At 70.2% G+C, this 24,707-nt stretch carries 20 protein-coding genes; 18 read left to right on the top strand and 2 right to left on the bottom strand.

Translation table 11 applies throughout. From position 1 onward, the window contains the following. A partial coding sequence (locus D7V93_RS03720; protein WP_244237094.1) for a DUF8689 domain-containing protein occupies window positions 1-1,525 on the top strand: 1,525 nt, incomplete at its 5' end. Here D7V93_RS03720 and D7V93_RS03715 read toward each other — a convergent pair. Together D7V93_RS03715 and D7V93_RS03710 are read right to left on the bottom strand one after the other, a co-directional pair. Beyond that, window positions 1,468-2,313, bottom strand: coding sequence for a WbqC family protein (locus D7V93_RS03715; RefSeq protein ID WP_120642044.1), 846 nt, complete (start codon window positions 2,311-2,313; stop codon window positions 1,468-1,470). The two genes, D7V93_RS03720 and D7V93_RS03715, sit on opposite strands and share 58 nt — an antisense overlap. Window positions 2,314-2,333: 20 nt before the next feature. After that, complete coding sequence (locus D7V93_RS03710; protein WP_120642045.1) at window positions 2,334-3,131, bottom strand: phytanoyl-CoA dioxygenase family protein; 798 nt, start codon at window positions 3,129-3,131, stop codon at window positions 2,334-2,336. Window positions 3,132-3,271: 140 nt separating this feature from the next. Between D7V93_RS03710 and D7V93_RS03705 the strand changes: the two genes are divergently transcribed. From D7V93_RS03705 to D7V93_RS03625, 17 genes are all read left to right on the top strand, one after another. After that, a complete protein-coding gene (locus D7V93_RS03705; RefSeq protein WP_120642043.1) occupies window positions 3,272-4,234 on the top strand; it encodes an alpha/beta fold hydrolase in 963 nt (320 codons plus the stop codon). A 159-nt stretch (window positions 4,235-4,393) separates the two neighbouring features. Next, window positions 4,394-6,262, top strand: a complete 1,869-nt coding sequence (locus D7V93_RS03700; protein ID WP_120642042.1) for a lamin tail domain-containing protein — start codon at window positions 4,394-4,396, stop codon at window positions 6,260-6,262. An 85-nt stretch (window positions 6,263-6,347) separates the two neighbouring features. Then, window positions 6,348-7,133, top strand: coding sequence for an exodeoxyribonuclease III (locus D7V93_RS03695; RefSeq protein ID WP_120642041.1), 786 nt, complete (start codon window positions 6,348-6,350; stop codon window positions 7,131-7,133). Window positions 7,134-7,162: 29 nt separating this feature from the next. Beyond that, the gene (locus D7V93_RS03690) at window positions 7,163-7,939 is read left to right on the top strand and encodes a lysophospholipid acyltransferase family protein (protein ID WP_120642040.1); all 777 of its coding nucleotides are present in this window, start codon (window positions 7,163-7,165) and stop codon (window positions 7,937-7,939) included. A gap of 144 nt (window positions 7,940-8,083) precedes the next feature. Next, window positions 8,084-9,646 (top strand): DUF7125 family protein, encoded by a 1,563-nt coding sequence (locus D7V93_RS03685; RefSeq protein ID WP_120642039.1) that lies wholly within the window; start codon window positions 8,084-8,086, stop codon window positions 9,644-9,646. A 2-nt stretch (window positions 9,647-9,648) separates the two neighbouring features. After that, window positions 9,649-10,014, top strand: a complete 366-nt coding sequence (locus D7V93_RS03680) for a response regulator (protein ID WP_120642038.1) — start codon at window positions 9,649-9,651, stop codon at window positions 10,012-10,014. A 396-nt stretch (window positions 10,015-10,410) separates the two neighbouring features. Further along, window positions 10,411-11,169, top strand: a complete 759-nt coding sequence (locus D7V93_RS03675; RefSeq protein WP_120642037.1) for a hypothetical protein — start codon at window positions 10,411-10,413, stop codon at window positions 11,167-11,169. Window positions 11,170-11,229: 60 nt separating this feature from the next. Then, complete coding sequence (locus D7V93_RS03670) at window positions 11,230-12,444, top strand: ROK family transcriptional regulator (RefSeq protein WP_244237093.1); 1,215 nt, start codon at window positions 11,230-11,232, stop codon at window positions 12,442-12,444. After that, entirely contained in the window at window positions 12,441-13,304 is an 864-nt protein-coding gene (locus D7V93_RS03665; RefSeq protein ID WP_120642035.1) for a glycoside hydrolase family 16 protein, read from the top strand. The genes D7V93_RS03670 and D7V93_RS03665 overlap by 4 nt, the downstream gene beginning before the upstream one ends. Next, window positions 13,301-14,944 (top strand): ABC transporter substrate-binding protein, encoded by a 1,644-nt coding sequence (locus D7V93_RS03660; protein ID WP_120642034.1) that lies wholly within the window; start codon window positions 13,301-13,303, stop codon window positions 14,942-14,944. Before D7V93_RS03665 ends, D7V93_RS03660 begins: the two co-directional genes overlap by 4 nt. A 2-nt stretch (window positions 14,945-14,946) precedes the next feature. After that, window positions 14,947-15,930, top strand: a complete 984-nt coding sequence (locus tag D7V93_RS03655) for an ABC transporter permease (protein WP_120642033.1) — start codon at window positions 14,947-14,949, stop codon at window positions 15,928-15,930. Then, window positions 15,923-17,692 (top strand): dipeptide/oligopeptide/nickel ABC transporter permease/ATP-binding protein, encoded by a 1,770-nt coding sequence (locus D7V93_RS03650; RefSeq protein WP_120642032.1) that lies wholly within the window; start codon window positions 15,923-15,925, stop codon window positions 17,690-17,692. The genes D7V93_RS03655 and D7V93_RS03650 overlap by 8 nt, the downstream gene beginning before the upstream one ends. After that, window positions 17,689-18,684, top strand: coding sequence for an ABC transporter ATP-binding protein (locus tag D7V93_RS03645; RefSeq protein WP_120642031.1), 996 nt, complete (start codon window positions 17,689-17,691; stop codon window positions 18,682-18,684). The genes D7V93_RS03650 and D7V93_RS03645 overlap by 4 nt, the downstream gene beginning before the upstream one ends. Continuing rightward, window positions 18,665-20,035, top strand: a complete 1,371-nt coding sequence (locus tag D7V93_RS03640) for a GH1 family beta-glucosidase (RefSeq protein ID WP_120642030.1) — start codon at window positions 18,665-18,667, stop codon at window positions 20,033-20,035. The genes D7V93_RS03645 and D7V93_RS03640 overlap by 20 nt, the downstream gene beginning before the upstream one ends. Further along, complete coding sequence (locus tag D7V93_RS03635; protein ID WP_120642029.1) at window positions 20,032-23,319, top strand: glycoside hydrolase family 2 TIM barrel-domain containing protein; 3,288 nt, start codon at window positions 20,032-20,034, stop codon at window positions 23,317-23,319. The genes D7V93_RS03640 and D7V93_RS03635 overlap by 4 nt, the downstream gene beginning before the upstream one ends. A gap of 13 nt (window positions 23,320-23,332) precedes the next feature. Beyond that, window positions 23,333-23,887 (top strand): hypothetical protein, encoded by a 555-nt coding sequence (locus tag D7V93_RS03630; RefSeq protein WP_208722909.1) that lies wholly within the window; start codon window positions 23,333-23,335, stop codon window positions 23,885-23,887. Further along, on the top strand, window positions 23,884-24,552 hold the full coding sequence (locus tag D7V93_RS03625; protein WP_120642027.1) for a hypothetical protein: 669 nt from the start codon (window positions 23,884-23,886) through the stop codon (window positions 24,550-24,552). Before D7V93_RS03630 ends, D7V93_RS03625 begins: the two co-directional genes overlap by 4 nt. Window positions 24,553-24,707 lie beyond the last annotated feature (155 nt).

Here is a 24,707-nt window from a genome sequence, read left to right as displayed (position 1 = left end):
CGCCGAACCCGAGCGGCGCGGTGGCCCTCCTGCCGCGCCCCCGGCGGAACCCGAGCGGCGCGGCGCGGGAGTCGCCCTGGCCGCGGACCGTCGTGGCGGCGCCCCGGCGCAGGGCTACAGCGGCCCTGACCGGCGCGGCAGCGCTCCTCCCGCGGTGGCCCAGTCGTTCGCCGGCCCGGACCGTCGCGGCCCGCCCCGTCGCGGTGACGCCCCGGAGGCTCCGCCAGCGCCCAAGTTCTGGCCCGTGCAGCCGCGCAACCTCCAGGAGTGCGGGCTCAACGCGACGTTCGTGGAGGAGCTGGTCCTCAAGGCCATCTTCTTCGCGGGCGAGATGCGCGGCATGGACGTGGCCGCCCGCCTGCAACTGCCCACCGCCCTCGTGGATGAGATCATCGAGGGCCTGCGCCGGCAGAAGTACATCGACATCCGCGGCGGTGGCGGCTCCGGCGTGGGCCGCTCCACGATGATCTACCAGCTCACGACCTTCGTGACGGACGTGCTGCGGCAGATCCTCGACCGCAACCGCTACAACGGCCCGGCGCCCGTGCCCTTCAACGAGTGGGTCGCCGCCGTGAAGCAGCAGACCGTGCGCGGCAATCGCATCACCCGCAACCGGATGCAGGACAAGTTCGGCGACCTCATCATCCGCGACTACATCTTCGACGGCATCGGCCCGGCGATGAACTCCGGGCGCGCCATCTTCTTCTACGGGCCTCCGGGCAACGGCAAGACAGCCATCTGCCAGGGCATGGTCAACTGCTACGAGGGGGACATCTTCGTCCCCCACGCGCTGCTCATCGACGACTTCGTGGTGAAGATGTTCGACGCGAACATCCACAAGCCCGTGGAGGACGAACCCGGCTCCCAGCCGTATGACCGCCGCTGGGTGCGCTGCCGCCGTCCGCTCGTCGTGGTGGGCGGTGAGCTGACGCTGGAGATGCTCGACCTCGTCTACACCCCGGAGGTGAAGTACTACGAGGCCCCGTTCCAGATGAAGGCGAGCAACGGCATGCTCCTCATCGACGACTTCGGCCGCCAGAAGGTGTCCCCCAAGGACCTGCTCAACCGGTGGATCGTCCCGCTGGAGAGCGACGTGGACATGCTCACGCTGCACACGGGCAAGAAGCTCCAGGTGCCCTTCGACGTGTTCGCCGCCTTCTCCACCAACCTGGACCCCAGCGCCCTCGTGGACGACGCCTTCCTGCGCCGCGTCCGCTACAAGCTGGAGGTGCAGCGTCCGGACGAGCAGCAGTTCCACGAGATCTTCCAGGTGATGTGCAAGAAGCGCGGCGTGCCCTACGACGCACGCGCCATCGACTACCTCATCGACGAGCACTACCGCCCGAACCACCGGCCCTTCGCCGCGTGCCAGCCGCGCGACCTGCTGGATCAGGTCATCGACATGGCGCACTACCAGGGCACCGCGCCGCGCCTGGAACCCACGCTGCTCGACGCCGCCGTGCGCAGCTACTTCGTGCGCTTCGACAAGGCCGAATCCGAAGCCACCTCCGCCTCGGCCCGCTGAAGCGGCTGGGGGCCGTTCCCCGCGAACGGCCCCCACGGCGAGGGCTGAAGCCACGTGCGCACCGTCTCCAGCGGCACGTTGGCCAGCACGTCCACCACCGACAGCCCCGTCACGAAGCGCCCCTCGCGCCCCTGCGCGTAGTCCGGGTGGCGGAAGCGCTGCCACAGCAGGCGCACGTCCACCGCGCGGAAGCGCTCCGGCTTCAGGTACAGCGTGGAGCCCGTCCCCGAGTAGTACGTGTGCGCTCCCGTCTGGAGGCAGTACTCCACCAGTCGCTGCGTCTTGTCCTCGCCCCGGCGCTCCAGCGTGGAGGAACACACGAGCTTCGGGGCCAGGCCCAGCGGCTCGTAGAACAGCGCCATGCTGGACAGCAGCATGCGCAGGAGCGACCCCGGCCCGGACTCGCGCGCCGCCGCGTCGTAGAAGGGCTCCAACAGGGGCAGCACCTGTTGGCGGAAGAGGGGGCGGCCGCCGTAGAGCGTCACCAGGGTCTGGAGGTGCTTGCGCGCCCAGGGCTGCCGCGCGTCCACGGCGAGGTCGCGGATCCGCGTGTCGCGGTGCGGATCCTCCAGGGGGATGGACAGCCACTGGAAGCCCGGCTCGGTGGGCGGCGGCGTGGGCACGCCCAAGGGCAGGGCGACGCGCGTGCGGCGCTGCCAGCCCCGCCTCAGCCACTGCACGTCGTCCAGCACCACCAGCGTGCCGGCCCGGGCCACCTGCTCGTAGAAGTCCACCCACGGCAGGTAGTGGGGCTGCTCGGCGACAAGGACTCCCGGATGTCCGGACACGCCCCGGATGATAGGGCCTTTCAGCCGCCGCGCACCGGCTGACGGAACACCGGCGGGAAGACGCGCGGGGCCTTCTTCTTGCGCACGCAGGTGGTGTCCGCGCTCATGTAGCAGGCGGAGAACGCGCGCCGCCGCTGCCCGGGCCGGCCCCGCCCGGAGCGGTGCCACACGTGGTTGTGGATGAGCAGCGCCTCTCCGGCCCGCACCGGCAGCGACACCACGTGCGCTTCCGCATCCGCCGCCGCCACGCGGTCCGGGGGAATCACGCCCCCCAGCGCCGTCACGAGCCCCGCCCGGTGGCTGCCGGGGACAACCTCCAGGCAGCCGCCGCCCTCCGGCGCGTCGTCCAGCGCGGTCCAGATCTGCAGGTCCGGCTCGCGCGTGAGGCCCCATAGCTTCCCGCCGTCCTGGTGGAAGGGCAGGTTGCTGCCGCCCGCCGGGCCCTTGTGGAAGAGGATGGCGCGGTACAGGACGATGTCGCCGGAGATGCGCGCCCGCGCGATGCGCTCGAACAGCGGGTTCTCCAGCCACGCGAGGAAGCGCGGGTCCTTCTCCAGCTTCTCCAGCTTGCGGTAGTCCAAGGACGGCCCCTGCCAGCCCAGCCCCAGCGGCGCGTCCTCGTAGCGGCCGGAGGGGGCATCCGGCTGGAAGAACAGGCCCGGGTAGACCACGCGGCCCAGCATGAGGTCGTCCGCCCGCTCGCGCAGGGACTCCACGCCCGCGTCGTCCAGCACGGGACCCAACCGCGCGAAGCCGTGCTCTTCGTAGTGGGCGAGCACGGCCGCCACGTCCAACCCTTCGGCCTCCGCACGGATCATCCGCGCCACGATCTCCCGGAGGAGGGCGTGCGTCCAGCGTTCGTGGAGCCCCTTCGCGGAGCCCCCGCGCGAGCGGGCCTCCGACGGGCCGGGCGGTGGACCCTTGCACCCGCGCCTGCCCGGCCGCATGGTGGGCGGGAATGCCCTACCGTCGCTCCACGCACTTCGTCTCCGCCCCGGATGGCACCCGGGTGGCGTTCCACACCCACAGCGCGGGCCTGCCGGAGGCGAAGCGGGACGCGGCGCTCTCGAACCGGCCGCCGGTGCTGCTGACCAACGGCATCGGGACTTCGGAGAACTTCTGGCGCCACATCGTCTCCAACCTGGAGCAGGACCACCGGGTGGTGCACTGGGACTACCGGGGCCACGGCCAGAGCGAGGAGTCGCGCGACGGGGACTACCGCGTGCCGGTGCACGTGGAGGACCTGGAGCGCGTCACCGAGGAGACGATGGCGCGCGGCAACGGCCGGCCGCCGCATCACATCGCCTTCTCCATGGGCGTGCGCATCCTGCTGGAGCTGTACCGGCGTCGCCCGGAGCTGGTGCCGTCCATGACGCTCATCGCGGGGACGCCCGGTGCGCCGGGCTCGGCGGATCCACGCTGGCGCCCCCGGCTGGCATTGTCCGCCACGCGCCAGGCCCTGCGCGCCAGCACGCCGCTGGTGCCCTGGGTCGCGCCCGCGGTGAAGGCCGTCATCGGCAGCCGCTTCGCGGATCCGCTCGCCCGGGCCGTGGGCGCCCTGCGGGACCGGGCGCCGCGCGAGGACATCGCCGAGTTCCTGGACGCGCTCTACCGTATGAGCCCCCAGGCCTACTGGCGCACGCTGCGCGGACTCGCGGAAGGGCATGCCTGGGACGTGGTGTCGTCCGTGCGCGTGCCCGTGCTGCTCATCGCCGCGCGCGATGACGTGCTCGTGCCCCTCAGCGAGGTCCAGCGGCTGCACCGCGCGCTGCCCCAGGCCGAATGGCTCCAGGTGGATGACGCCGGCCACGCGGGGTTGCTGGAGGCCGGGACGGAGATCGCCGAGGCCGTCCGGCGCTTCCTGCTGGTCCACGGGCTGGAGGCCCCGGCCCCGGTGCAACCCCCCGTCATTCCAGGCTGAGCCCGCGTCCGCGGATCCGCCTCGCCAGGGTTGTCGGGTTTTGGGGAATCCGAGGCGCCCGCCAGGGGGAAAGAGGGGGCCTGAAAGTGCCGGGGCGAGTTTGCGTCGGCCTGTAATTTTGTGGTTTGGAAGAGACTCTGTACCCAACACGGAGTCTCCATGTCCTTGTCTTTCCGGCACCTGCTGGTCCCGATGTCAGCGGTGCTGCTCTTGTTGTCCGCGTGCGGTGGTGATGATCCGAAGGATCCAGTTTGCGGCAACGGCATCGTCGAGAAGGGCGAGGCGTGTGATGACGGCAATCGCACCGAAGGCGACCGCTGCAGCAACACCTGTCAGATCACCACCCCGACCGTTGACGCGGGCACGGGGACGGACGCGGGCACCGACGGAGGCGTGATCCCCGGCGATGATGCCGGCACCGACGCTGGCACCACGGTCGACGCGGGCACGGAGACGGACGCTGGCACCACGGTCGACGCGGGTACGGAGACGGACGCGGGCACCACGGTCGACGCGGGCACCACGGTCGACGCTGGCACCACGGTCGACGCGGGCACCGAGACGGATGCCGGCACCACGGTCGATGCAGGCACGGGGACGGACGCGGGCACGGAGACGGACGCCGGCACGGTCGACGCGGGCACGGAGACGGATGCCGGCACGGTCGACGCGGGCACGGACGCCGGCACGGAGACGGACGCTGGCACGGTCGACGCGGGCACGGACGCCGGCACGGAGACGGACGGTGGCTCCGAGACGGACGGCGGCGCCATCGACGCGGGTCCCGCGCCGGATGCGGGCACGGAGACGGATGGCGGCACGGGCAGCGACGCGGGCACGAGCAGCGTGACGCTCACCGCGCTCGAGCCGGCGGCGGTCTTCGCGCGCTCCGGCACCACGGGTGAGACGATTCCGGAGCCGCTGGAGGTGACGCTGAGCGGCCCGGCCGTGACGGACGTGGTGGTGCAGGTCACGTCGTCCAGCCCTTCGGTCACCGTGGCCAACAACGGCCGGGTGACGGTGTCCGCGGGTTCGCGCACGGCGCCGGTGGTCGTGACGGCGGACGCCGCGGCGGGTTCGCCCAAGGCGACGCTGACGGCCACGCTGGGCGCGGACACGCGCGACGCCACGGTGCGCGTGCTCGGCGAGACCGAGGCGGCCTCGCTGGCGTTCCTGTCGCCGGAGACGGTGGTGCTGGGCACCGGCAAGACGGCCGGCGTCACCGTGACGCTCGACGTGCCTCCCGCGGAGGCCACGGTCGTGACGCTCGCGACGACGGACGGCGTGGGCTCGGTGCCCGCGTCGGTGACGGTGCCGGCCAACCAGCTCTCCGCGAAGTTCACCTTCACCGCCGGCTCGGCCGCCGCGACGGGCACCATCGTCGCCACGCTCGGAGGCCAGTCCGTGTCCGCCCAGGTCAAGGTCACCGCCGAGCCCACGACGGACCACGTCGTCATCAGCGAGCTCGCCGCGGTGGGTTCGGGTGGCGCGAATGACGAGTTCATCGAGCTCTACAACCCGACGAACTCCGGGGTGGACCTCTCCGGCTGGAAGCTCCAGTACAAGAGCGCGGCGGGTGCGGCCTACAACTCTGCTGCCTTCACGTTCGCGCCGGGGGCCAATATCGCCGCGCACGGCTTCTTCCTGGTAACCCACTCGACGGGCTACCAGGGCGCGGTGAAGGGCGACGGGACCACTGCGTCCATTCCGATGGCTCCGATCGGTCATATCCGGTTGGGCAAGCCCGGAATCGGAACCAGTCCGACGGATGCCCTCGCGGTGGACACGCTGGGCTTTGGCGGCTCCACGGCCAACGGTGCGGAAGGCAACAGCCCCGTCACCAGCCAGCCGGCCGCCGCCGGCAGCTACGAGCGCAAGGCCAAGGCCTCCTCGTCGGCCGCGACCATGGAAGGCGGCACGGACAGCGCGGCGGGCAACGGCCACGACACGAACGTGAACAACGCGGACTTCATCCTCCGCACCAAGCGCGATCCACAGAACAGGGCGAGCGCCGCCGAGACGCCGTGACGCACTGAGTAGGGCCGGCCCCCATCGTCCTTCCAGGGACGGTGGGGGCTGGAAATACCCGCGCGCTTTCGCCATAAGCGGGGGCGTGCGAGTCGTCTCCTGGAACGTCAACGGTCTGCGCTCCATCCACCGCAAGGGGTTCCTCCCGTGGCTGTCCAGGGCCCGGGCGGACATCGTGGGGCTGCAGGAGGTCCGTGCCCGCGTGGAGCAGCTCCCCGCCGAGGTGCGCGCCCCCCGCCGTTGGAAGACCCACTTCGTGGCCGCGGAGCGCCCCGGCTACAGCGGCGTGGGCCTCTTCAGCCGCCATGAACCCGACGACCTGGACACCCTCCTGGGCGTGCCCGCCATGGACGCGGAAGGGCGCCTCCAGTTCGCCCGCTTCGGCCGGCTCACCGTCGTCAACGGCTACTTCCCCAATGGCAACGGGAAGGACCGGGACTTGAGCCGCATTCCCTTCAAGCTGGACTTCTACCGTCGCCTCTTCGATCGCCTGGAGAAGCCGCTGCGCGACGGCGAGCGCGTACTCGTGATGGGCGACTTCAACACGGCCCACCGCGACCTCGACCTGGCGCGCCCGCGCGAGAACCGCGAGACGAGCGGCTTCCGCCCGGAGGAGCGCGAGGAGTTCGACCGGTGGATCCGCGCGGGCTGGGTGGACACCTTCCGCCACTTCAACCCGGCGGGCGGCCACTACTCCTGGTGGAGCCAGCGGGCGGGCGTGCGCGAGAAGAACATCGGCTGGCGCATCGACTACGTGCTGGCCACGCCCGCGGCACTCGGCTACGTGCGCAAGGCCGCGGTGCACCCGGAGGTCCACGGGTCGGACCACTGCCCGGTGAGCGTGGACCTGGATCCCGCCGTCCTCTCCTGAAACCCCATCGTGCCCAAGGGACACCCCTCATGAATGCACTGCTCTCCATCTGGACCTGGATCGAGGTGGGCCTCGTGGCCCTGGTGGGCTTCTTCATCCAGCTCACCCTGTTCATCTTCACCGGCCTGTTCGACAAGCGCCGCTACGTGGCGGGGCGCTGCTTCCGGCTCATCGGCTTCACCGCCGCGAAGCTCACGCCCTTCTGGCGCTTCAGCACGCACGGCCCCATCCCGGACCGGGTGGCGCCCAACACGGTGGTGGTGAGCAACCACGAGTCCAACGCGGATCCGTTCCTCATCTCCCACCTGCCGTGGGAGATGAAGTGGCTGGGCAAGAAGAGCCTCTTCCGGGTGCCCGTGGTGGGCTGGATGATGAGCATGGCCGGCGACATCCCGGTGGAGCGCGGCGACCGGGACTCGGCCACCGGCGCCATGGGGCGCTGCAAGGCGTGGCTCGCCAAGGGGATGCCCGTGATGATCTTCCCGGAGGGCACCCGCTCCAAGACGGAGGACCTGCTGCCCTTCAAGGACGGCGCCTTCCGGCTCGCCATCGAGGCCCAGGCGGACGTGCTGCCCCTGGCGGTGAGCGGCACGCGGCTCGCGCTGCCCAAGCACTCGTGGCGCTTCGCCACCTCGCGGGGGCTCGTGACGGTGGGCACGCCCATCTCCACCAAGGGGATGACCCTGGACGACGTGGAGAGGCTCAAGGACCTGGCGCGCGCCCAGATTGAAGCCCTGCGCGCGTCCCTCAAGCCGCTGACGGGGAGCGGGGTGCTCGCGCCGCCGGACCTCCACTCCGCCCGGTAAGCAGCCAGCGGGCCGCGGGCGTGCTGTCCACCAGCGAGCGCTTCCCAGATTGTTGATGTTTTCAAAAACGGCTGGACTAAGGAGTCACCAGGACCGTCGCTCGCGGCCCAGTTCGGCGCGCGGCGCCCAGGAAGGAACCGTCTGATGATTCCGGGGGGTCCACGCGAGGAGGACCGGCTGTCCACGGGCATTCCCGGCCTGGACACGCTGCTCTGCGGAGGCCTTCGCAAGGGCCGGATGTACATGCTCCTGGGGCTGCCGGGCGCGGGCAAGACCATCCTCGCCAGCCAGATCTGCTTCCATCAGGCGGCCCAGGGGCGCCGGGTCCTGTACCTGACGCTCCTGGCCGAGTCGCACACGGACCTGGTGAGCAACCTCCAGACGCTGTCGTTCTTCGATCCGGCCCTGGTGTCGGGCGCCATCAACTACCTGAGCGCCTTCTCCATCCTGGAACAGGGAGGGCTGGAGGCGCTCGCGCAGCTCGTGCGCAAGGAAGTGCGAGCGCACAAGGCCTCGCTGCTCGTGCTGGACGGGATGCTGGCGGCCGAGGAGATGGCCCCGTCGCGCCAGGCGCTCAAGAAGTTCATCCACGGCCTCCAGGTCGTGACGGGCCTCATCGGCTGCACCACGCTGGTGCTCACCACCGGCGGCGAGAAGGGCCTGCGCGCCGAGCACACCATGGTGGACGGCCTGATGCTGCTCCAGCAGCGCACCTTCGGCGTGCGCACCCTGCGTGAGATCAGCGTCCGCAAGTTCCGGGGCAGCGCCTACAAGCTGGGCCAGCACGGCTTCGAGATCACCGGCGACGGCCTCACCGTCTATCCCCGCCTGGAGTCGCTCGTGGACGGGCACCTGGTGCCCGGCGCGGGGATGCGCGAACGCGACGCCCTGGGCGTGCCCGGCCTGGACGAGATGCTCAAGGGCGGCGTGCCCGCGGGCTCCACCACCATCCTCCTGGGCCCCCCGGGCAGCGGCAAGACGCTCCTGGGCCTGAGCTTCCTCGCGGAAGGGGCTCGCCGGGGCGAGCGGGGCCACTACTTCGCCTTCTACGACGCGCCGGAGCGGATGCTCGCCCAGGCGGCCGGGGTGGGGCTGCACCTGCAGCCGTTGATGGAGCGCGGGGACCTGGAGGTGAGCTTCCGGCCGCCCACGGAGAACATCCTCGACAAGCTGGGCATCGAGCTCTTGACCACCATCCGCAGCGGGCGGGTGCGCCGCATCTTCCTGGATGGCTACGAGGCGCTTCGCCGCGCCTCGCCGCGCAATGCCCGGGTGGCGCGCTTCCTGGCGGCGCTCGTGAACGAGTGCCGGGTGCGCGAGGTGACGCTGCTCTACACCGCCGAGTCCACCAGCGCCTTCGGTCCAGAGGTGAAGTTCCCCCTCAAGGGCATCTCCATGGTGGCGGAGAACATCCTGTTCCTGCGCCTGGTGGAGCTGCACTCCGGGCTGCGCCGCTTCCTCGCGGTGCTGAAGGTGCGCAACAGCGACTACGACACGTCGCTGCGCGAGCTGCACATCACCGGCACGGGGCTCCGGGTGGGGCAGCCCCTCGTGGAAGGACAGATGTTGATGACGGGGCTCGCGCGCACGAGGGCCCCGGAGCCGACCCCGCTCGCGAAGCCGCGCCGCACCGCCCGCAAGAGCGCCTCGAAGAAGGCGGCCGGCTCCAAGCCACGCCAAACCGTCCGCAAGCGCCGAGGGACCTGACCATGGGGCCCGTCCTCATCGTCGACGACGAGTTCGGCATCGTGGAGGCCGTCCGCGATCTGTTGTCGGACGAGGGCTACTCCACCGCCACCGCGCTCAACGGTCGCGAGGCCCTGGAGCGGATGGCGCTCGAGCGCCCGTCGCTGGTGCTGCTGGACTACATGATGCCGCTGCTCAACGGCCCGGGCGTCCTGGACGCGATGCTGCGCGACCCCAGGCTGCGCGACGTCCCGGTGGTGATGATGAGCGCCAGCCCCGCGGAGTTCTGGCAGCACCTGCCGTGCGCGGGCTTCCTGCCCAAGCCCTTCGACATCGATCAGCTCCTCTCCCTGGTCCACGACATCATCGGCAAACCGCCGAGGCACTGAAGCGCTGTCTGGGGTTGATGCGGCGCCTGTGTCTGCCCTTGGCATGACCGGGCCGGCCGCCACTTCCGACGAACTGCGTCACCCGGATCCAACCGTCGCCGATGGTGGCAGGGCCTTCTTTTACCGGGTGTACGGCTCCGTCACGTACTTGCAAATCAGTGAAGGGGACTGGTATTCCTTCGGCAATCGAACGAACTCGCATGTGTTCGCGATGGCGGGGACGCGGGACGGCTCCAGGCAGCAGGGGCCCAGGGTGACAGAGGAGAGTTCTTCTCCTCTGACGCACGGCGGCGAAGGTGACGCATTGCAGCATGCGAGCGGCGACTTCCAACTACCTTTGATTTCTTCGTCGTAAGAACAAAGTCATCGCAGCAAGACCAACCAGGAGGGGATCGCATGCATCGCAACAAGCGTTTCGCGTGGACGTGGGCGGCCGCCGGAGTTTTCGCGGTCGCGGGGCTCATTGGCGCATGTGATCCCGAGGAAACGTCGACGCCCGACGCAGGCACCAAGGTCGACGCGGGCACGACGACGGACGCGGGCGCCGATGCAGGCACGACGACGGACGCGGGCACCGATGCGGGCACCACGACGGATGCCGGCACCGATGCGGGCACCACGACGGACGCGGGCACCGATGCGGGCCCGCAGTCGGCGTTCCCCCTGGCGGTGGACGGCACCTGGGCGGCCAGCGGCTACATGGGCGCCGGCAGTCAGCCGGGCGGCATCGTGGACGAGGCCGTCTGCGCCACGCCGCGGCCGGGAGCGGCCCTGGGCAACTGCCACAAGATCACCGCGACCCGCGTGGGCACCGGGGACGCCTGGGCCGGCATCTTCTGGCAGTACCCGGAAGGCAACTGGCCGGACAAGCCGGAGAAGGGCTTCCTCGTGCCGGACGGCGCGAAGTCGGTGTCCTTCTACGCCTGGGGCGGAACGGGCGGCGAGGTCGTCGACTTCTTCGTGGGCTACGGGGACAAGTCCAAGGACGGCTTCGAGAAGAAGATCAACGTCACCCTGACCAAGGAGCCCACGAAGTACACGCTGGACATCAGCAGGGTCCGCTACACCGAAGTGGCGGCGGGCTTCGGCTGGTCGGCGGGCGGGCTGGACGTGGCCCCGCTCGTGCTGTTCCTCGACGACATCCAGTGGCATTGATTTCCCACCGCGCCTGAACCAGGCGGCACAACGGAACGTGAGCGGACGATGAGAGCGGGAATGGCGGTGTTGACGGTCGATGCGGCGGGCATGCGCGCGCAGAACAGCGGCCTGCTGCTGAACATGATCTGGCGCGAGCGTCAGATCTCCCGGGCGGAGATCGCCCGGCGCACGGAGCTCAGTCCGTCGACCGTCTCCGCCATTGTCGCGGACCTGGAGCAGGCGGGCCTGGTGCGCAGCATTGGCGCCGGGGTCTCCCGCGGCGGCCGGCGTCCCACCCTCATCGGCTTCTGCGACGAGGCCTTCAGCCTGGTGGGCGTCGAACTGGGCGCCTCCCACGTGACGGTGGTCCTCACGGATCTCCGCGGCCGCGTGCGCACGCAGAGCAAGGCGAGCCACGCGGTGCGCGGCGATCCGGAAGGGTCGCTCCAGAAGGCGAAGGAGCTCATCCAGGAGTGCCTGGACGCTGAACGCGTCCCGCGCCGCTCCGTGGTCGGCATGGGGGTGGCCGTGCCCAGCCCCGTGCACCCGGCCTCGCCCGGGAAGATGTCGCCTCTCATCCTGCCCGCCTGGAAGAACGTGGACGTGAAGGAGTGGTTCGAGACCGCCTTCGACATGCCGGTGTTCGTGGACAACGACGCGAACCTCGGCGCGCTGTCGGAGTGCTTCTGGGGCGCGGGCTCCGGGGGCGAGGACCTGACGTACATCAAGCTGGCCACCGGTATCGGTGCCGGCCACATCATCCACGGCGACGTGTACCGCGGCGCGGGCGGCACGGCCGGTGAGATCGGTCACATCGCGGTGGACTCCAACGGGCCGCTCTGCGTGTGCGGTCTGCGCGGTTGCCTCGTCACGCTCATCGGCTCCACGGCGCTCACCGAGCGCGCGCGGGAGCTGATGGGCACGCGGGGCCGCAAGGGCCCCACGGTGCGCGACCTGGTGGAGGGCGCCCGCGCGGGCGACGCCGCCGCGAAGCAGATCATCGACGGCATGGGCGCCTGGCTGGGCATCGCGGTGGGCGGCCTGCTGAACCTGTTGAACCCCGCCATCGTCGTCCTCGGCGGAGAGATTTCGTCGGTGGGGGAGCTGCTGCTCGACCCCTTGCGCGCGTCGGTGCGTCAGCGCGCCCTGTCCGTGTCCATGGCGGAGACGCGCATCGTCACCTCGGCGCTGGGGGAGCGGGCCATCGCCGTGGGCGCGGCCACCCTGGTGTTGCAGGCGGCGCTGCGCGACCGCTCCCTCTTTCCCCAGCAGAACGTTGGGAGAACCGCATGACGTCCCGTCGCTTCCTCTTCGCCCTGGCCCTGTCCGGCCTGGGCACGCTGGCGTGTGATCCCGCCGCGGGCATCGCGGACAAGCAGAACGAGCCCCCGAAGCCCGACACCGTGCTGCCGGGCACCGGCTGGACCCTCATCTGGCAGGACGAGTTCGAGGGCTCCGCGGGCACGCTGCCCGCGAAGGAGAAGTGGGCCCCGGACGTGGGTGGGGACGGGTGGGGCAACGGCCAGTACGAGTTCAACACCGCGCGAGCGGAGAACGCGTCGCTGGACGGCGAGGGCAACCTGGCCATCACCGCGCGGCGCGAGCGCTACGGGAACAATGACTACACCTCCGCGCGCCTGAACACGAAGGGCCGCTTCCAGCACGCCTACGGCCGCTACGAGGCCCGCATCAAGCTACCCACGGGGCGCGGCATCTGGCCGGCGTTCTGGCTGCTGGGCGCGGACGTCGACACGAAGGGGTGGCCGGCCTGCGGCGAGGTCGACATCATGGAGCACCGCGGGCAGATCCCCTCCATCGTCACCAGCACCCTGCACGGGCCGGGCTATTCCGGCGGACAGAGCGTGGGCCGTGAGCACGCGGTCGGCGGGGGCACGCTCCAGGCGGACTTCCACGTCTACGCGGTGGAGTGGGAGCCGGAGCGCCTCCGCTTCATCCTGGACGACACCGTCTTCTTCGAGGCCACGCCGGACACCCTGCCCGCGGGCAAGAAGTGGGTCTACGACCATCCCTTCTTCATCATCCTCAACGTCGCGGTGGGCGGCTCGTACGTGGGGCCTCCGGACGCCAAGACGGTGTTCCCGCAGACGATGAAGGTGGACTACGTGCGCGTCTACGAGAAGGCGACGCCGTGAAGTCCGCCCGCGTGCTGCTGCCGCTGGTGCTGCTGCTGGCGTGCTCCTCGGAGCCGCGCCCGCGTCCGCCCGGCGTGCTCTTCGTGTCCGTGGAGCAGCAGAGCGCGTGGGTGCGCAACTTCAACCCGCTGTTCGCGGGCGCCGGGGCCCGCTGGCCCACGCGGGCGGGCGTCTACGAGTGCATGGAGGTCTTCAGCTCCGCGAAGGGCCAGTGGGTGCCCTGGCTCGCCACCGCGCATGCGTGGACGGAGGACCAGAAGACGCTGCGCTTCACGCTGCGCGAGAACGTCCTCTGGTCCGACGGCAAGCCCTTCACCGCGGATGACGTCGTCTTCACCTTCGGCCTCCTGAAGAAGCACCAGGCCCTGGATGCCGGCGGCGTGTGGAGCTTCATCACCGACGTGAAGGCGGAGGGGCCCCACACCGTGGCCTTCTCCTTCTCGCGCGTGTTCCTGCCCGGCTTCACCTACCTGGCGCACCAGATCGTCGTGCCCCGGCACATCTGGGAGCACGTCGCGGATCCGGTGACGTTCACCAACCCGGAGCCGGTGGCCACGGGGCCCTTCACCCAGGTGACGCTGTTCCGCAACCAGGTGTACGAGCTGGGCCGCAACCCGCACTACTGGATGCCCGGCAAGCCCGCGGTGTCCGCGCTGCGCTTCCTCGCGTTCCCCACCAACGACCAGGCCAACATGGCGCTGGTGGAGGGGGAGGTGGACTGGGCGGGCAACTTCGTGCCGGCCGTGGACCGCACCTTCGTCGCCCGCGACCCGGCGCACCACAACCGCTGGTTCCCGCTCTACGGCAGCACCGTCTTCCTGTACCCCAACACCACGCGGCCGCCGCTGGATGACGTGCGCGTGCGCAAGGCGCTGAGCATGGCGCTGGACCGCGAGCGGCTGGTGGAGGTGGCCATGTACGGCTACACGCGCCCCGCGGACGCCACCGCCCTCAACGACGCGTACACCGACTGGAAGGACCCAGAGGTCGCGAAGGATGCGTGGACGCACTACGATCTCGCCCAGGCGAACAAACTCCTGGATGAAGCGGGCCTGACGCGCGGCGCGGATGGCCTCCGCCGGCTGCCGGACGGCAAGCCCTTCGCGCTGGACCTGGAGGTGGTGAGCGGGTGGTCGGACTGGGTGCGGGCGGGGCAGGTGGTGAGCCGCGACCTGCGCAAGCTCGGCATCTCCGTGCAGCTCAAGACGTACGAGTTCGGCACGTGGCTCACGCGCCTGCAGAAGGGCGAGTTCCAGCTGGCCATCTCCTGGTCGCTGGACGGGCCCACGCCGTACAACTTCTACAAGTGGCTGCTTTCCCCGCGCACGGTGGTCCCGGTGGGCGAGGTGGCGGCGGCCAACTGGCACCGGCTGGGGGACGCGGAGGCGGATGAATTGCTCGTGCGCTTCGAGCGCGCGGGCACGTTGGAGGAGCAGCACGCGCTGATGTCCGCGGTGCAGCGGCGCTTCTCCGCCACGGCGCCCGCCATCCCGCTGTTCCCCAACCCGTCCTGGGGCGAGTCCAACTCGCTGCGCTTCACGGGCTTCCCCACCGAACAGAACCCCTATGCGCGGCTCGCGCCGCACGCGGAGCCCGACAGCCTGCTGGTGCTGACGGAGCTCGCCCCCCGGGAGCGCTGACCATGGGTCGCTACATCTTCCGGCGGCTGGGCTTCTACCTCATCGCCGCGTGGGCCTCGCTCACGCTCAACTTCGTCATCCCGCGCCTGGCCCCCGGCGATCCGGCGTCCGCCATGTTCGCCCGCTTCAAGGGCAAGGTGCAGCCGGAGGCGATGACCGCGCTCAAGGCCGCCTTCGGCTTCACCGACGCGCCGCTCTACTCGCAGTACTTCACGTACCTGAAGCACCTGCTGCAGGGCGACCTGGGCATGTCGTACGCGTACTTCCCCGCGCGGGTGACGGAGGTGATCGGCACCGGCCTGATGTGGACGGTGGCGCTGGCGGGCGTGGCGGTCATCATCAGCTTCGCGCTGGGGTCCTTCCTGGGCGTGCTCGCCGCGTGGAACCGGGGAGGGTGGCTGGACTCCGGCCTGTCCCCCGCGCTCGCGTTCCTGGGGGCGTTTCCATACTTCTGGCTGGCGATGCTGGCGCTGTACCTCTTCGGCTTCGTGCTGGGGTGGTTCCCGCTGCGCCACGCGTACGGGCACGACATGGAGCCGGGGCTGACGTTCGCGTTCGCCGCGGACGTGGCCCGGCACGCGGTGCTGCCGGCGGCGTCCATCGTCGTGGCCACGCTGGGCGGGTGGATGCTCGGCATGCGCAACACGATGGTGACCACGCTGGGCACGGACTCCATCCGGCTGGCGCACGCGCGCGGCCTGCCGCCCCGGCAGGTGATGCTGCGGTACGCGGCGCGCAACGCGCTCTTGCCCAACGTCACCAGCTTCGGCATGGCGGTGGGCTTCGTGCTGAGCGGCTCGCTGCTCACGGAGATCGTCTTCTCCTATCCGGGCACGGGCTACCTGCTCATCCTCGCCGTGCGCAACCAGGACTACCCGCTGATGCAGGGGCTGTTCCTGGTCATCACCCTGGCGGTGCTCGCGGCGAACTTCGCCGTGGACCTCATCTGCCTCTGGTTGGATCCGAGGACCCGCGCCCATGCATGACTCCCTGCGAAGCCTCCTCCGCCACCGGAAGGCCGCGGTGGGCGGCAGCCTCCTGCTGTTCTTCCTGCTGCTCGCGCTGGTGGGCCCCTGGTTCGTGATGGATCCGTCGGAGCTCGTCGGCCGGCCGCACCAGCCGCCGTCCTCCGCGCACTGGTTCGGCACCACGGGGCAGGGCCAGGATGTGCTCGCCCAGACGGTGGTGGGCGCGCGAGAGACGCTGGCGGTGGGCTTCGCGGTGGGCGCGCTCGTCACGCTGGTGGGCGCGCTCGTGGGCGTGACGGCGGGCTACCTGGGCCGCCGCGTGGACGACGTGCTGTCGCTCACCACCAACGTGTTCCTCGTGATTCCCGGCATGCCGCTGGCCATCGTGCTGGGCGCCTACCTGCCGTCCGGCCCCCTGCGCATGGTGGCGGTGCTGACGGTGGCGGGCTGGGCCTGGAACGCGCGCGTCTTCCGCGCGGAGTCGCTGGCCCTGCGTGGGCGCGACTTCGTGTCCGCCGCGGTGGTGACGGGGGAGAGCCACGCGCGCATCGTGTCGCGGGAGCTGTTGCCCAACATGGCGTCGCTCTTGGGCTCGTCGTTCATTGGAAACACGCTCTATGCCGTGGGCGCGCAGGTGGGCCTGGAGTTCCTGGGCCTGGGCGACGTGAGCGCGGTGACGTGGGGCACGAACCTCTACTGGGCCGGCAACGACGCGGCGCTGCTCACGCGCTCGTGGTGGATCTTCGTCCCCACGGGCCTGGGCATCGCGCTCGTCGGCTTCGCGCTGACGCTGGTGAGCTCCGCCATCGATGAGCTCACCAACCCCGCGCTGCGCGTGCACAAGCCCGCGCCGCTGCCCAGGGGCACCACCCTCCCGGTGCACGTGGACCGGCCCGCGCCGGGCGTGCTGCTGAGCGTGCAGGACCTGTGCATCGACTACGCGACGGAGAAGGGCGCCTCGCGCGTGGTGGACACGGTGTCCTTCGACCTGGCGCCCGGTGAGGTGTTCGGCCTCGCGGGCGAGTCCGGCAGCGGCAAGTCCACCATTGGCTCGGCCCTGCTGGGCCTGCTGCCTTCCTCCGCGCGCGTCACGCAGGGCCGCATCCTCTTCAACGGCATGGACGTCACCGCGCTGGAGGGCGCCGGCCTGCGCGCCTTCCGCTGGCGCCAGGTGTCCATGGTGTTCCAGAGCGCGATGAGCGCGCTCAACCCGGTGCTCACGCTGGGCGAGCAGTTCCACGACACGCTGGCGGCGCACGGCCGCGTGTCCCGCACGGCGTCCTACGCCCGCGCGCGCGAGCTGCTGGGCATGGTGGGTCTGTCGCCGGACCTCGTCACGGCGTATCCCCACCAGCTCTCCGGCGGCATGCGGCAGCGGGTGGGCATCGCGCTGGCGCTGGCGCTGGAGCCCCGGCTGGTCATCATGGACGAGCCCACCACGGCGCTGGACGTCGTGGTCCAGAAGGAGCTGCTCCAGCGCATGCTGGAGCTCAAGCAGCGCCTGGGCTTCGCCATCCTCTTCATCACGCACGACCTGCCGCTCCTGCTCGCGCTGTCGGACCGCGTGGGCATCCTCCAGGGCGGCAAGCTGGTGGAGGTGAACACCTCCGAGGGCCTGCGCACCGGGGCGCGCCACCCGTACACGCAGCTGCTCCTGTCGTCGTTCCCGCACCTCGTCGCGGGGGATGTGTCCGTCACGCCGCATCCGCCGGCGGTCTCCGAGCTGTCGGTGGCCCGGCCGTCCACGCGCATCGCCGCCATCCCTGGAGGTCACCGATGAGCGCGCCCCTCCTGGAGGCCGAAGGCCTCACCCGTAGCTTCTCCGTGGGCGGCTTCTTCTCCCGCGAGCGCCGGCCCATCCTCAAGGGCGTGTCCTTCTCCCTGCAGCCGGGGGAGATCGTCGCGCTGGTGGGCGAGTCCGGCAGCGGCAAGAGCACCCTGGCGCGGCTGCTGGCCCGGCTGGACATGCCCGACGCGGGCCACCTGCGCCTCGCCGGCCGCGACGTGCTGTCGGATGACAGCGCCCAGGCGTCGCTCGACTACCGCGGGCGCGTGCAGATGGTGTTCCAGGATCCGTTCGCGTCGCTCAACCCCGTGCACACGGTGGCCTATCACCTGGAGCGGCCGCTCGTGCGCCACGGCCGGGTGCCGAAGTCCGGGCTGCGCACCAAGGTGCTGTCGCTCCTGGAGTCGGTGGGCCTGACGCCCGCGGACCAGTTCGCCAAGCGCTTCCCGCATGAGCTGTCCGGCGGCCAGCGCCAGCGCGTGGCGGTGGCGCGCGCCCTGGCGGTGGAGCCGCAGGTCATCATCGCGGACGAGCCCACCTCCATGCTGGACGTGTCCACGCGCAAGGGCGTGCTGCAGTTGCTGCGCGGGCTCACGCAGGAGCGCGGCATCGGCATCCTGTTCATCACCCACGACCTGGCGAGCGCGCGGCACCTGGCAGACCGCATCCTCGTGCTCTACGCGGGCACGGTGGTGGAGGCGGGCCGCGCCGAACAGGTGCTGGGCCAGCCGCGCCACCCGTACACGAAGCTCCTGCTGTCGGCCGTGCCGGATGGCGCGGACTTCCTCCAGGCGGCGCTGCCGGTGCGCCCCGCCACGGGCCTGCCTCCGCTCGTGGGCTGCCCCTTCGCCCCGCGCTGCCCGGTGTCCGAGGCGCGCTGCTCCACCGTTCCCCCTCCCAACGTCCTGCCGGCCGCGAACCACCTGGTCCGCTGCCACCTCGAAGCTTCGAAAGGAGTTACCGCCGATGCGTCAGTTTCCTCCTGACTTCCTCTGGGGTGTGGCCACCTCCGCGTATCAGATTGAAGGTGCCACCCGCGCTGACGGCCGTGGCGAGTCCATCTGGGACCGCTTCGCCGCCACGCCCGGGAAGATCAACGACAAGTCCGACGGCTCGGTGGCGTGTGAGCACTACCGCCGCTGGCCGGAGGACATCGAACTGATGCGTTGGATGGGGCTGAAGTCCTACCGCTTCTCCGTCGCGTGGCCGCGCATCCTCCCGGAAGGGCGGGGCCGCGTGAACGTCGCGGGCGTGGACTTCTACTCCAAGCTGGTGGACTCGCTGCTGGGCGCGGGCATCGAGCCCTTCGTCACGCTCTACCACTGGGACCTGCCGCAGGTGCTGGAGGATCAGGGCGGCTGGCCGGCGCGCGCCACCGGTGACGCCTTCGTGGAGTACGCGGACGTGATGAGCCGCGCGCTGGGTGACCGCGTGAAGCGGTGGATCACCCACAACGAGCCCTGGTGCATCAGCGTGCTGGGCTACGGCAACGGCGAGCACGCGCCGGGCCACAAGGACTGGACGAAGGCGCTCGCCACGTCCCACACCCTGCTGCTGTCGCACGGCAAGGCGGTCCAGGCCATCCGCTCCAACGTGCAGCGCGCGGAGGTGGGCATCACCCTCAACCTCACGCCCGGCGAGCCCGCGTCACCCAGCCCCGAGGACGCCGACGCGTGCCGTGACTTCGACGGTGGCTTCAACCGCTGGTTCCTGGAGCCGCTCTACGGCCGCGGCTACCCCATGGACGTCGTGGAGGACCACGTGAAGGCGGGCCGCATCCCTTCCGCCTCGCTGGACTTCATCCAGGACGGCGACCTGAAGGCGATCGCGGAGCCCACCGACTTCCTGGGCGTGAACTACTACTCGCGCGCCGTGCTGCGCAGCAACCGCATCCCGGAGGAGAAGAACGCGCCGCGCACCGTGCACGTGCGCCCGGACAAGACGGACATGGACTGGGAGGTGTACCCGCAGGGGCTCACGAAGCTCCTCGTCCACCTGCAGACCGAATACAAGCCCGGCCCCATCTACATCACGGAGAACGGCTGCGCGTACTCCACCGGCCCCAGCGCGGACGGGCGCGTGCACGACGTGAAGCGCGTGGACTACCTGCGCACCCACCTGGAGGCGTGCAGTGACGCCATCGGGCAGGGCGTGAACCTGGCGGGCTACTTCGCCTGGTCGCTCCTGGACAACTTCGAGTGGGCGTACGGGTACGAGAAGCGCTTCGGCCTCGTCTATGTGGACTACGCCACCCAGCAGCGCATCCCGAAGGACAGTGCCCACCTCTACCGTGACGTCGTGGCCCAGAACGGGCTGGACGTGGAGCAGGCCGCTTGAAAAAGCTCTTCCTGACGACGTGTCTGGCGTTGTGCGGCGCGCAGGCGCTGGCCCAGCAGCCCGGGGCAGGGGCTCCCGCCCAGGCGCCGGCCGCGAGCCAGCCGCCCACCGCGGGCCCCGTGGACGCCGCCGCGGCTCCCGAGACCGCTGCTCCAGCCCCGGCTCCCGAGGTCGCTCCGGCGCCGCCGCCCGTGGCCGCGACGCCGGGGGCCGCCGTGAAGACGACGGTGACGCGCGTGATCCACGACGAGCGCGGCTTCAAGCTCCAGGTGGACGGCAAGGACTTCGCCATCCACGGCATCAACTGGGGCTACACGCCCATTGGTGAGAACTACCGCTACTCGCTCTGGAACCAGCCGGAGGACTTCATCAAGCAGGTGCTGGCCAAGGAGATGGGCCTGCTGCGCGACGCGGGCATCAACGCCATCCGCCAGTTCGACGACATCCCGCCCGTCTGGGTCGAGTACATCTACCGGAACTACGGCATCTACACGATGCTCAACCCGTTGATGGGCCGCTACGGCCACGCCGTCAACGGGGTGATGGTCCCCAACATCGACTACTCGAACCCCGCGCACCGCCAGGCCATCCTGGACGCGCTGGCGCAGAAGGTCGAAGTGTACCGGGACGTGCCCGGCGTCCTGATGTGGCTCCTGGGCAACGAGAACAACTACGGCCTGCACTGGACGTCGTTCGAGATCGAGGCGCTGCCCGGCCATGAGGACGCGGCGCGCGCGGAGTCGCTCTACACGCTCTACGGTGAGGCGACCCGCACGGTGAAGAAGCGGGACACGAACCACCCGGTGTCCATCGCCAACGGCGACCTCCAGTACATCGACCTCATCGCGAAGTACTGCCAGGACCTGGACGTGCTGGGCACGAACGTCTACCGCGGCGCCACCGCGCGCGACCTGTTCGCGGAGGTGAAGCAGAAGCTCAACAAGCCGGTGTTCTTCTCCGAGTTCGGCGCGGATGCGTACGACGCCCGCGCGGGCCGCGAGGACCACGTCGCGCAGGCGGAGTACCTGCGCACGCAGTGGGAGCAGATCTACCTGGAGAGCTACGGCCAGGGGATGTCGGGCACCGCCGTGGGCGGCTTCGTGTTCCAGTGGGTGGACGGCTGGTGGAAGATGGGCCAGGAGGCCAACCTCTCCATCCACGACACCACCGCGTCCTGGCCCAACGGGGGCTACACGGCGGACTTCGTCCCCGGCCAGAACAACATGAACGAGGAGTGGTTCGGCATCGCGGCCCTGGGCCCGCCGGACGACAATGGCATCAGCGGCCTCCAGCCGCGCACCGCCTACTACGTGCTCCAGGCCGCCTTCCGCCTGGACCCGTACGCGCCGAACACCAACCCGGACACCATCCGCCAGCACTTCGGGTCCATCCGTCCCTCCTCGCTCACCAGCAGCTACACGTCGTCGGTGGCGCTGGCTCGCACGGAGGAACTGAGCGCGGTGCGGGTGTCCAACCTGCGGCTGCTCCTGGACAGCTCGCTGTCGCGCGGCAGCATCGCGACGGTGCGGCCCAACCAGAGCTCCGCGGACCACACCGAATCCATCTTCTTCGACCTCGCGTTGCAGCCGGCCAGCGGCGTCTACGGCCGCGCGTCGTTCAACGTCGTGGGCAACGTGGCGCAGAACCGGCTCAACAACCTGTTCTACGAGAACCGCGGCACGCCCTCCACTCCGGGGACGAACGTCATCCCGACGGGCCCGGGCGCCGTGCCGCAGTCGAACTCGCCGCTGGATCGCTTCGCGCTGTACCAGGCGGAGTTCAAGCTGGACCGGACGGACTTCGCGCTCGAGGGCTACTACCGCACCGGCCACTACCACTGGGGCGAGGAGGGTGACTTCTTCGGCCTCTACCGCGAGGCCAACTACGGCCCGAACCTGGACATCTACCACGGCAATGCGCCCTTCGGCGTCGTGTTCACCGGCAAGCGCGCCATCGAGGGCTTGAAGGTCGCGGTGGGCCCGGAGCTGTACTGGGGCGCCAACCCGTCCGCCGTGGCCAAGTACCGCAACAACGTGGGCCCGGTGAACGTGACGCTGGTGCACCAGGAGGACCTGGCCCAGGGCGCTTCGTCCAACACGGCCTCCGTGGTGCGCGAGCGCATCGCGCGCAGGACGGCGCTGAACTTCCAGTACGCCACCGGCAAGCTCGTGCTCGACGTGGGCGGCCTCCTGGCCGCGCCCCAGCGCATCGGGGAGACGTTCACCTATACGCGCCGCGCGGCGGCGGATGCGCCCAGCTACCTCAACAGCGGCTACGACGTGCTCCAGGACAAGGTGCAGTTCCTGGACACGCTGGGCGCGAAGGCGCGGCTCACCTACGACATGGGCATGGTGCGCTGGCTCGTCCAGTCCTCCATCCGCGGCCTCGTCGCGGACAGCGGCCCGGAGCAGGGCAACATCATCACCGGCTGGAGCCTGCGCGAGAGCGGCCGAGGCAACCACTACGCCGGCCAGCTGGGCGCGGCGCTGCAGTTCGGCACGATTCAAGTCTCGCCGAACCTGCTCTACCAGAAGCCCCTCGTCGGGCCGAACCCGACCATCTCCGACGCGTTCGACCCGGACACCGGCCGCTACTACGCGGGCGTGCGCCCCCGCAACGTGCTGGTGGATGCCTTCACCGTGTTGGACAACCGCGAGACGCTGGGCGGGGAATTGCTCATCACGTTCGACCCGACACCCGGCACCTGGTTCTGGGCGTGGGACAGGGACCTGCGCGAGGACGCGCCGTTCGCCGCGGGCCTGGACATCGTCTACCGCCACCAGCCCACGTCGCGTGACGCCGGCATCGCCATCCTCGCGGACGGCAGCACCGTGGCGTTCGGCAGCGCGCCGGTCGCCCGGGACGAGTGGGAGACGTCGCTGCGCCTGGTGGGCAACCCGTCGCAGCGCCTGCGCCTGTTCGGCACGGCGTTCGTGGGCAGCAACCAGTCCTCCGGCGAGGACAACCGGCAGGTGCACCGCTTCGGCCTGGACGGCTCGGTGCTCTACGACACGCTGCTGCTCGCGGCCCAGCTGCACTTCAACGACTGGGGTCCCTACGACTACCACCGCGTCTTCAACCTCACGTACCCGGTGCAGCTGGGCGGGGACCTGTCCTACGGGTTGAAGAAGCCGGTGCTGGGCGCGGTGTCCACGCGCTTCGGTCTGCGCGGGCTGGTCCGCATGTTGGATGAGTACTCGGAGGGCCTCAACGACCGGGGCATCACCGAGGGCCTGAAGGGTCGCGAGTACGAGGTGGGCGCGTATGCCATCCTTTCTCTCTGAGGGACGACGCATCATGAAGACGGGTTTCCTGCTGGCCGCCGCGGTGGCCCTGTCCGGCTGCTACGACGAACCGACCATCCTCTACGGCCGCTCGCTGGAGGACATGACCTTCACGGTCACCGACCCGCAGATGGGCATCTACCCGAACACGTCCGTGCTGGACGACCCGTACAACCCCTTCCGGTTGTCGGGCGTGGGCACGGAGACGAAGTGGGACATCCAGTCCGGGGCGAGCCCCGTGGCGGGCTACTACTCGTGGGCCACCATCCTGGCGCAGGGGCCGTACGGTGAAGCGCAGTACTACGTGGGCCTCCAGCTCGCGGCCATCTACCAGCGGGGCCTCGCGGATCAGGCCAGCCTCCCGCAGACGCGGGAGATGGCGGTGAAGGCCTTCCAGTCCGTGCTCGACAACTTCCCGGACGCGGTGACGTACGACGCGTCCGGCACCATCGCCTATGAGCTGGTGACGCCCTCGTACAAGGGCGTCGTGGAGCTGGGCGGAACGGTGAGCGGCGGCTGGGTGATGGTGAAGACCTCAAGCGGTGCGGACCGGGCGGTGAAGCCATGAAGAAGCCTGTGTGGGGATTGCTGTTGCTGCTCGCCGCCTGCCGCCCGGATCCGGGCCCGGCGGACTACACCGACCAGGGCCCCGTGGGCACCGACACGGACGGAGGCACGGAGCCGGCCTCGCAGCTGCTGCCCGGGCCGTTCCCGTATGAAGCGGGCCAGCGTCGCCTGATGGTGGGCATCTTCTACGAGACGGGTCGCTCGGAGGATGTGGTGCTCGACAACGTCGACACGAACTTCTACCTCTACGAGAGCACCGTCTACGTGGAGTCGGATCCCGACCGCGTGGAGGGCAAGTCCGCCGACCGCATCGTCCAGAACGGCAAGCCGTGGATGGGCTTCGGCGTGCACTGGAAGGCCGAGCGCAACCTGGACGCCTGGAAGACGCTCCACGTCAGCATGAAGTCCGCGGACCCCGCGTTCGCGAACGTGAAGGTCGGCATGTCGAGCGGCCTGGCTGCCAATGAAAAGGGCTTCCAGCTCGCCGTCTCGAAGTACGGCTGGGTGAATGACGGGGAGTGGCACCACCTGGCCATCCCGGTCGCGGACTACACCGCGGCGGGCCTGAAGCTCAACGCCGTTTCGGCACCGTTCACCTTCGCCGCGGAAGGCGGAGCCGCGGGCCAGTTCCTCCTGCTCGACAACTTGTACTTCACCGCGAACTAGGCAGGACGCAGTGCCAGGAGGGCGGGCCGGCTGTCGAGGATGACAGCCGGAACGCCCGAGCCTTGTCCTGACGTCGCCGGCACGCCCCCGTGTCCGGTGTCGCCAGGGCAGGGATGCAGTCCCTCCAGCCGGCAGTCCCCTCTGCGTTTGACGCG

It is taken from the genome of Corallococcus llansteffanensis (genome assembly GCF_003612055.1).
Lineage (GTDB): Bacteria > Myxococcota > Myxococcia > Myxococcales > Myxococcaceae > Corallococcus > Corallococcus llansteffanensis.
The sequence above is the reverse complement of the archived record's forward strand: the minus strand, read 5'-3'. Positions and strand labels throughout refer to the sequence as shown.

Bases quoted from the DNA above. Each gene is read 5' to 3' on its own strand.
- D7V93_RS03645 (WP_120642031.1), top strand. From the start codon at position 17,689: ATGAGCGCGCCCCTCCTGGAGGCCGAAGGCCTCACCCGTAGCTTCTCC.
- D7V93_RS03705 (WP_120642043.1), top strand. From the start codon at position 3,272: ATGCCCTACCGTCGCTCCACGCACTTCGTCTCCGCCCCGGATGGCACC.
- D7V93_RS03630 (WP_208722909.1), top strand. From the start codon at position 23,333: ATGAAGACGGGTTTCCTGCTGGCCGCCGCGGTGGCCCTGTCCGGCTGC.
- D7V93_RS03685 (WP_120642039.1), top strand. From the start codon at position 8,084: ATGATTCCGGGGGGTCCACGCGAGGAGGACCGGCTGTCCACGGGCATT.
- D7V93_RS03690 (WP_120642040.1), top strand. From the start codon at position 7,163: ATGAATGCACTGCTCTCCATCTGGACCTGGATCGAGGTGGGCCTCGTG.
- D7V93_RS03710 (WP_120642045.1), bottom strand. From the start codon at position 3,131: ATGATCCGTGCGGAGGCCGAAGGGTTGGACGTGGCGGCCGTGCTCGCC.
- D7V93_RS03650 (WP_120642032.1), top strand. From the start codon at position 15,923: ATGCATGACTCCCTGCGAAGCCTCCTCCGCCACCGGAAGGCCGCGGTG.
- D7V93_RS03655 (WP_120642033.1), top strand. From the start codon at position 14,947: ATGGGTCGCTACATCTTCCGGCGGCTGGGCTTCTACCTCATCGCCGCG.
- D7V93_RS03670 (WP_244237093.1), top strand. From the start codon at position 11,230: ATGGCGGTGTTGACGGTCGATGCGGCGGGCATGCGCGCGCAGAACAGC.
- D7V93_RS03700 (WP_120642042.1), top strand. From the start codon at position 4,394: ATGTCCTTGTCTTTCCGGCACCTGCTGGTCCCGATGTCAGCGGTGCTG.
- D7V93_RS03625 (WP_120642027.1), top strand. From the start codon at position 23,884: ATGAAGAAGCCTGTGTGGGGATTGCTGTTGCTGCTCGCCGCCTGCCGC.
- D7V93_RS03665 (WP_120642035.1), top strand. From the start codon at position 12,441: ATGACGTCCCGTCGCTTCCTCTTCGCCCTGGCCCTGTCCGGCCTGGGC.
- D7V93_RS03680 (WP_120642038.1), top strand. From the start codon at position 9,649: ATGGGGCCCGTCCTCATCGTCGACGACGAGTTCGGCATCGTGGAGGCC.
- D7V93_RS03675 (WP_120642037.1), top strand. From the start codon at position 10,411: ATGCATCGCAACAAGCGTTTCGCGTGGACGTGGGCGGCCGCCGGAGTT.
- D7V93_RS03640 (WP_120642030.1), top strand. From the start codon at position 18,665: ATGCGTCAGTTTCCTCCTGACTTCCTCTGGGGTGTGGCCACCTCCGCG.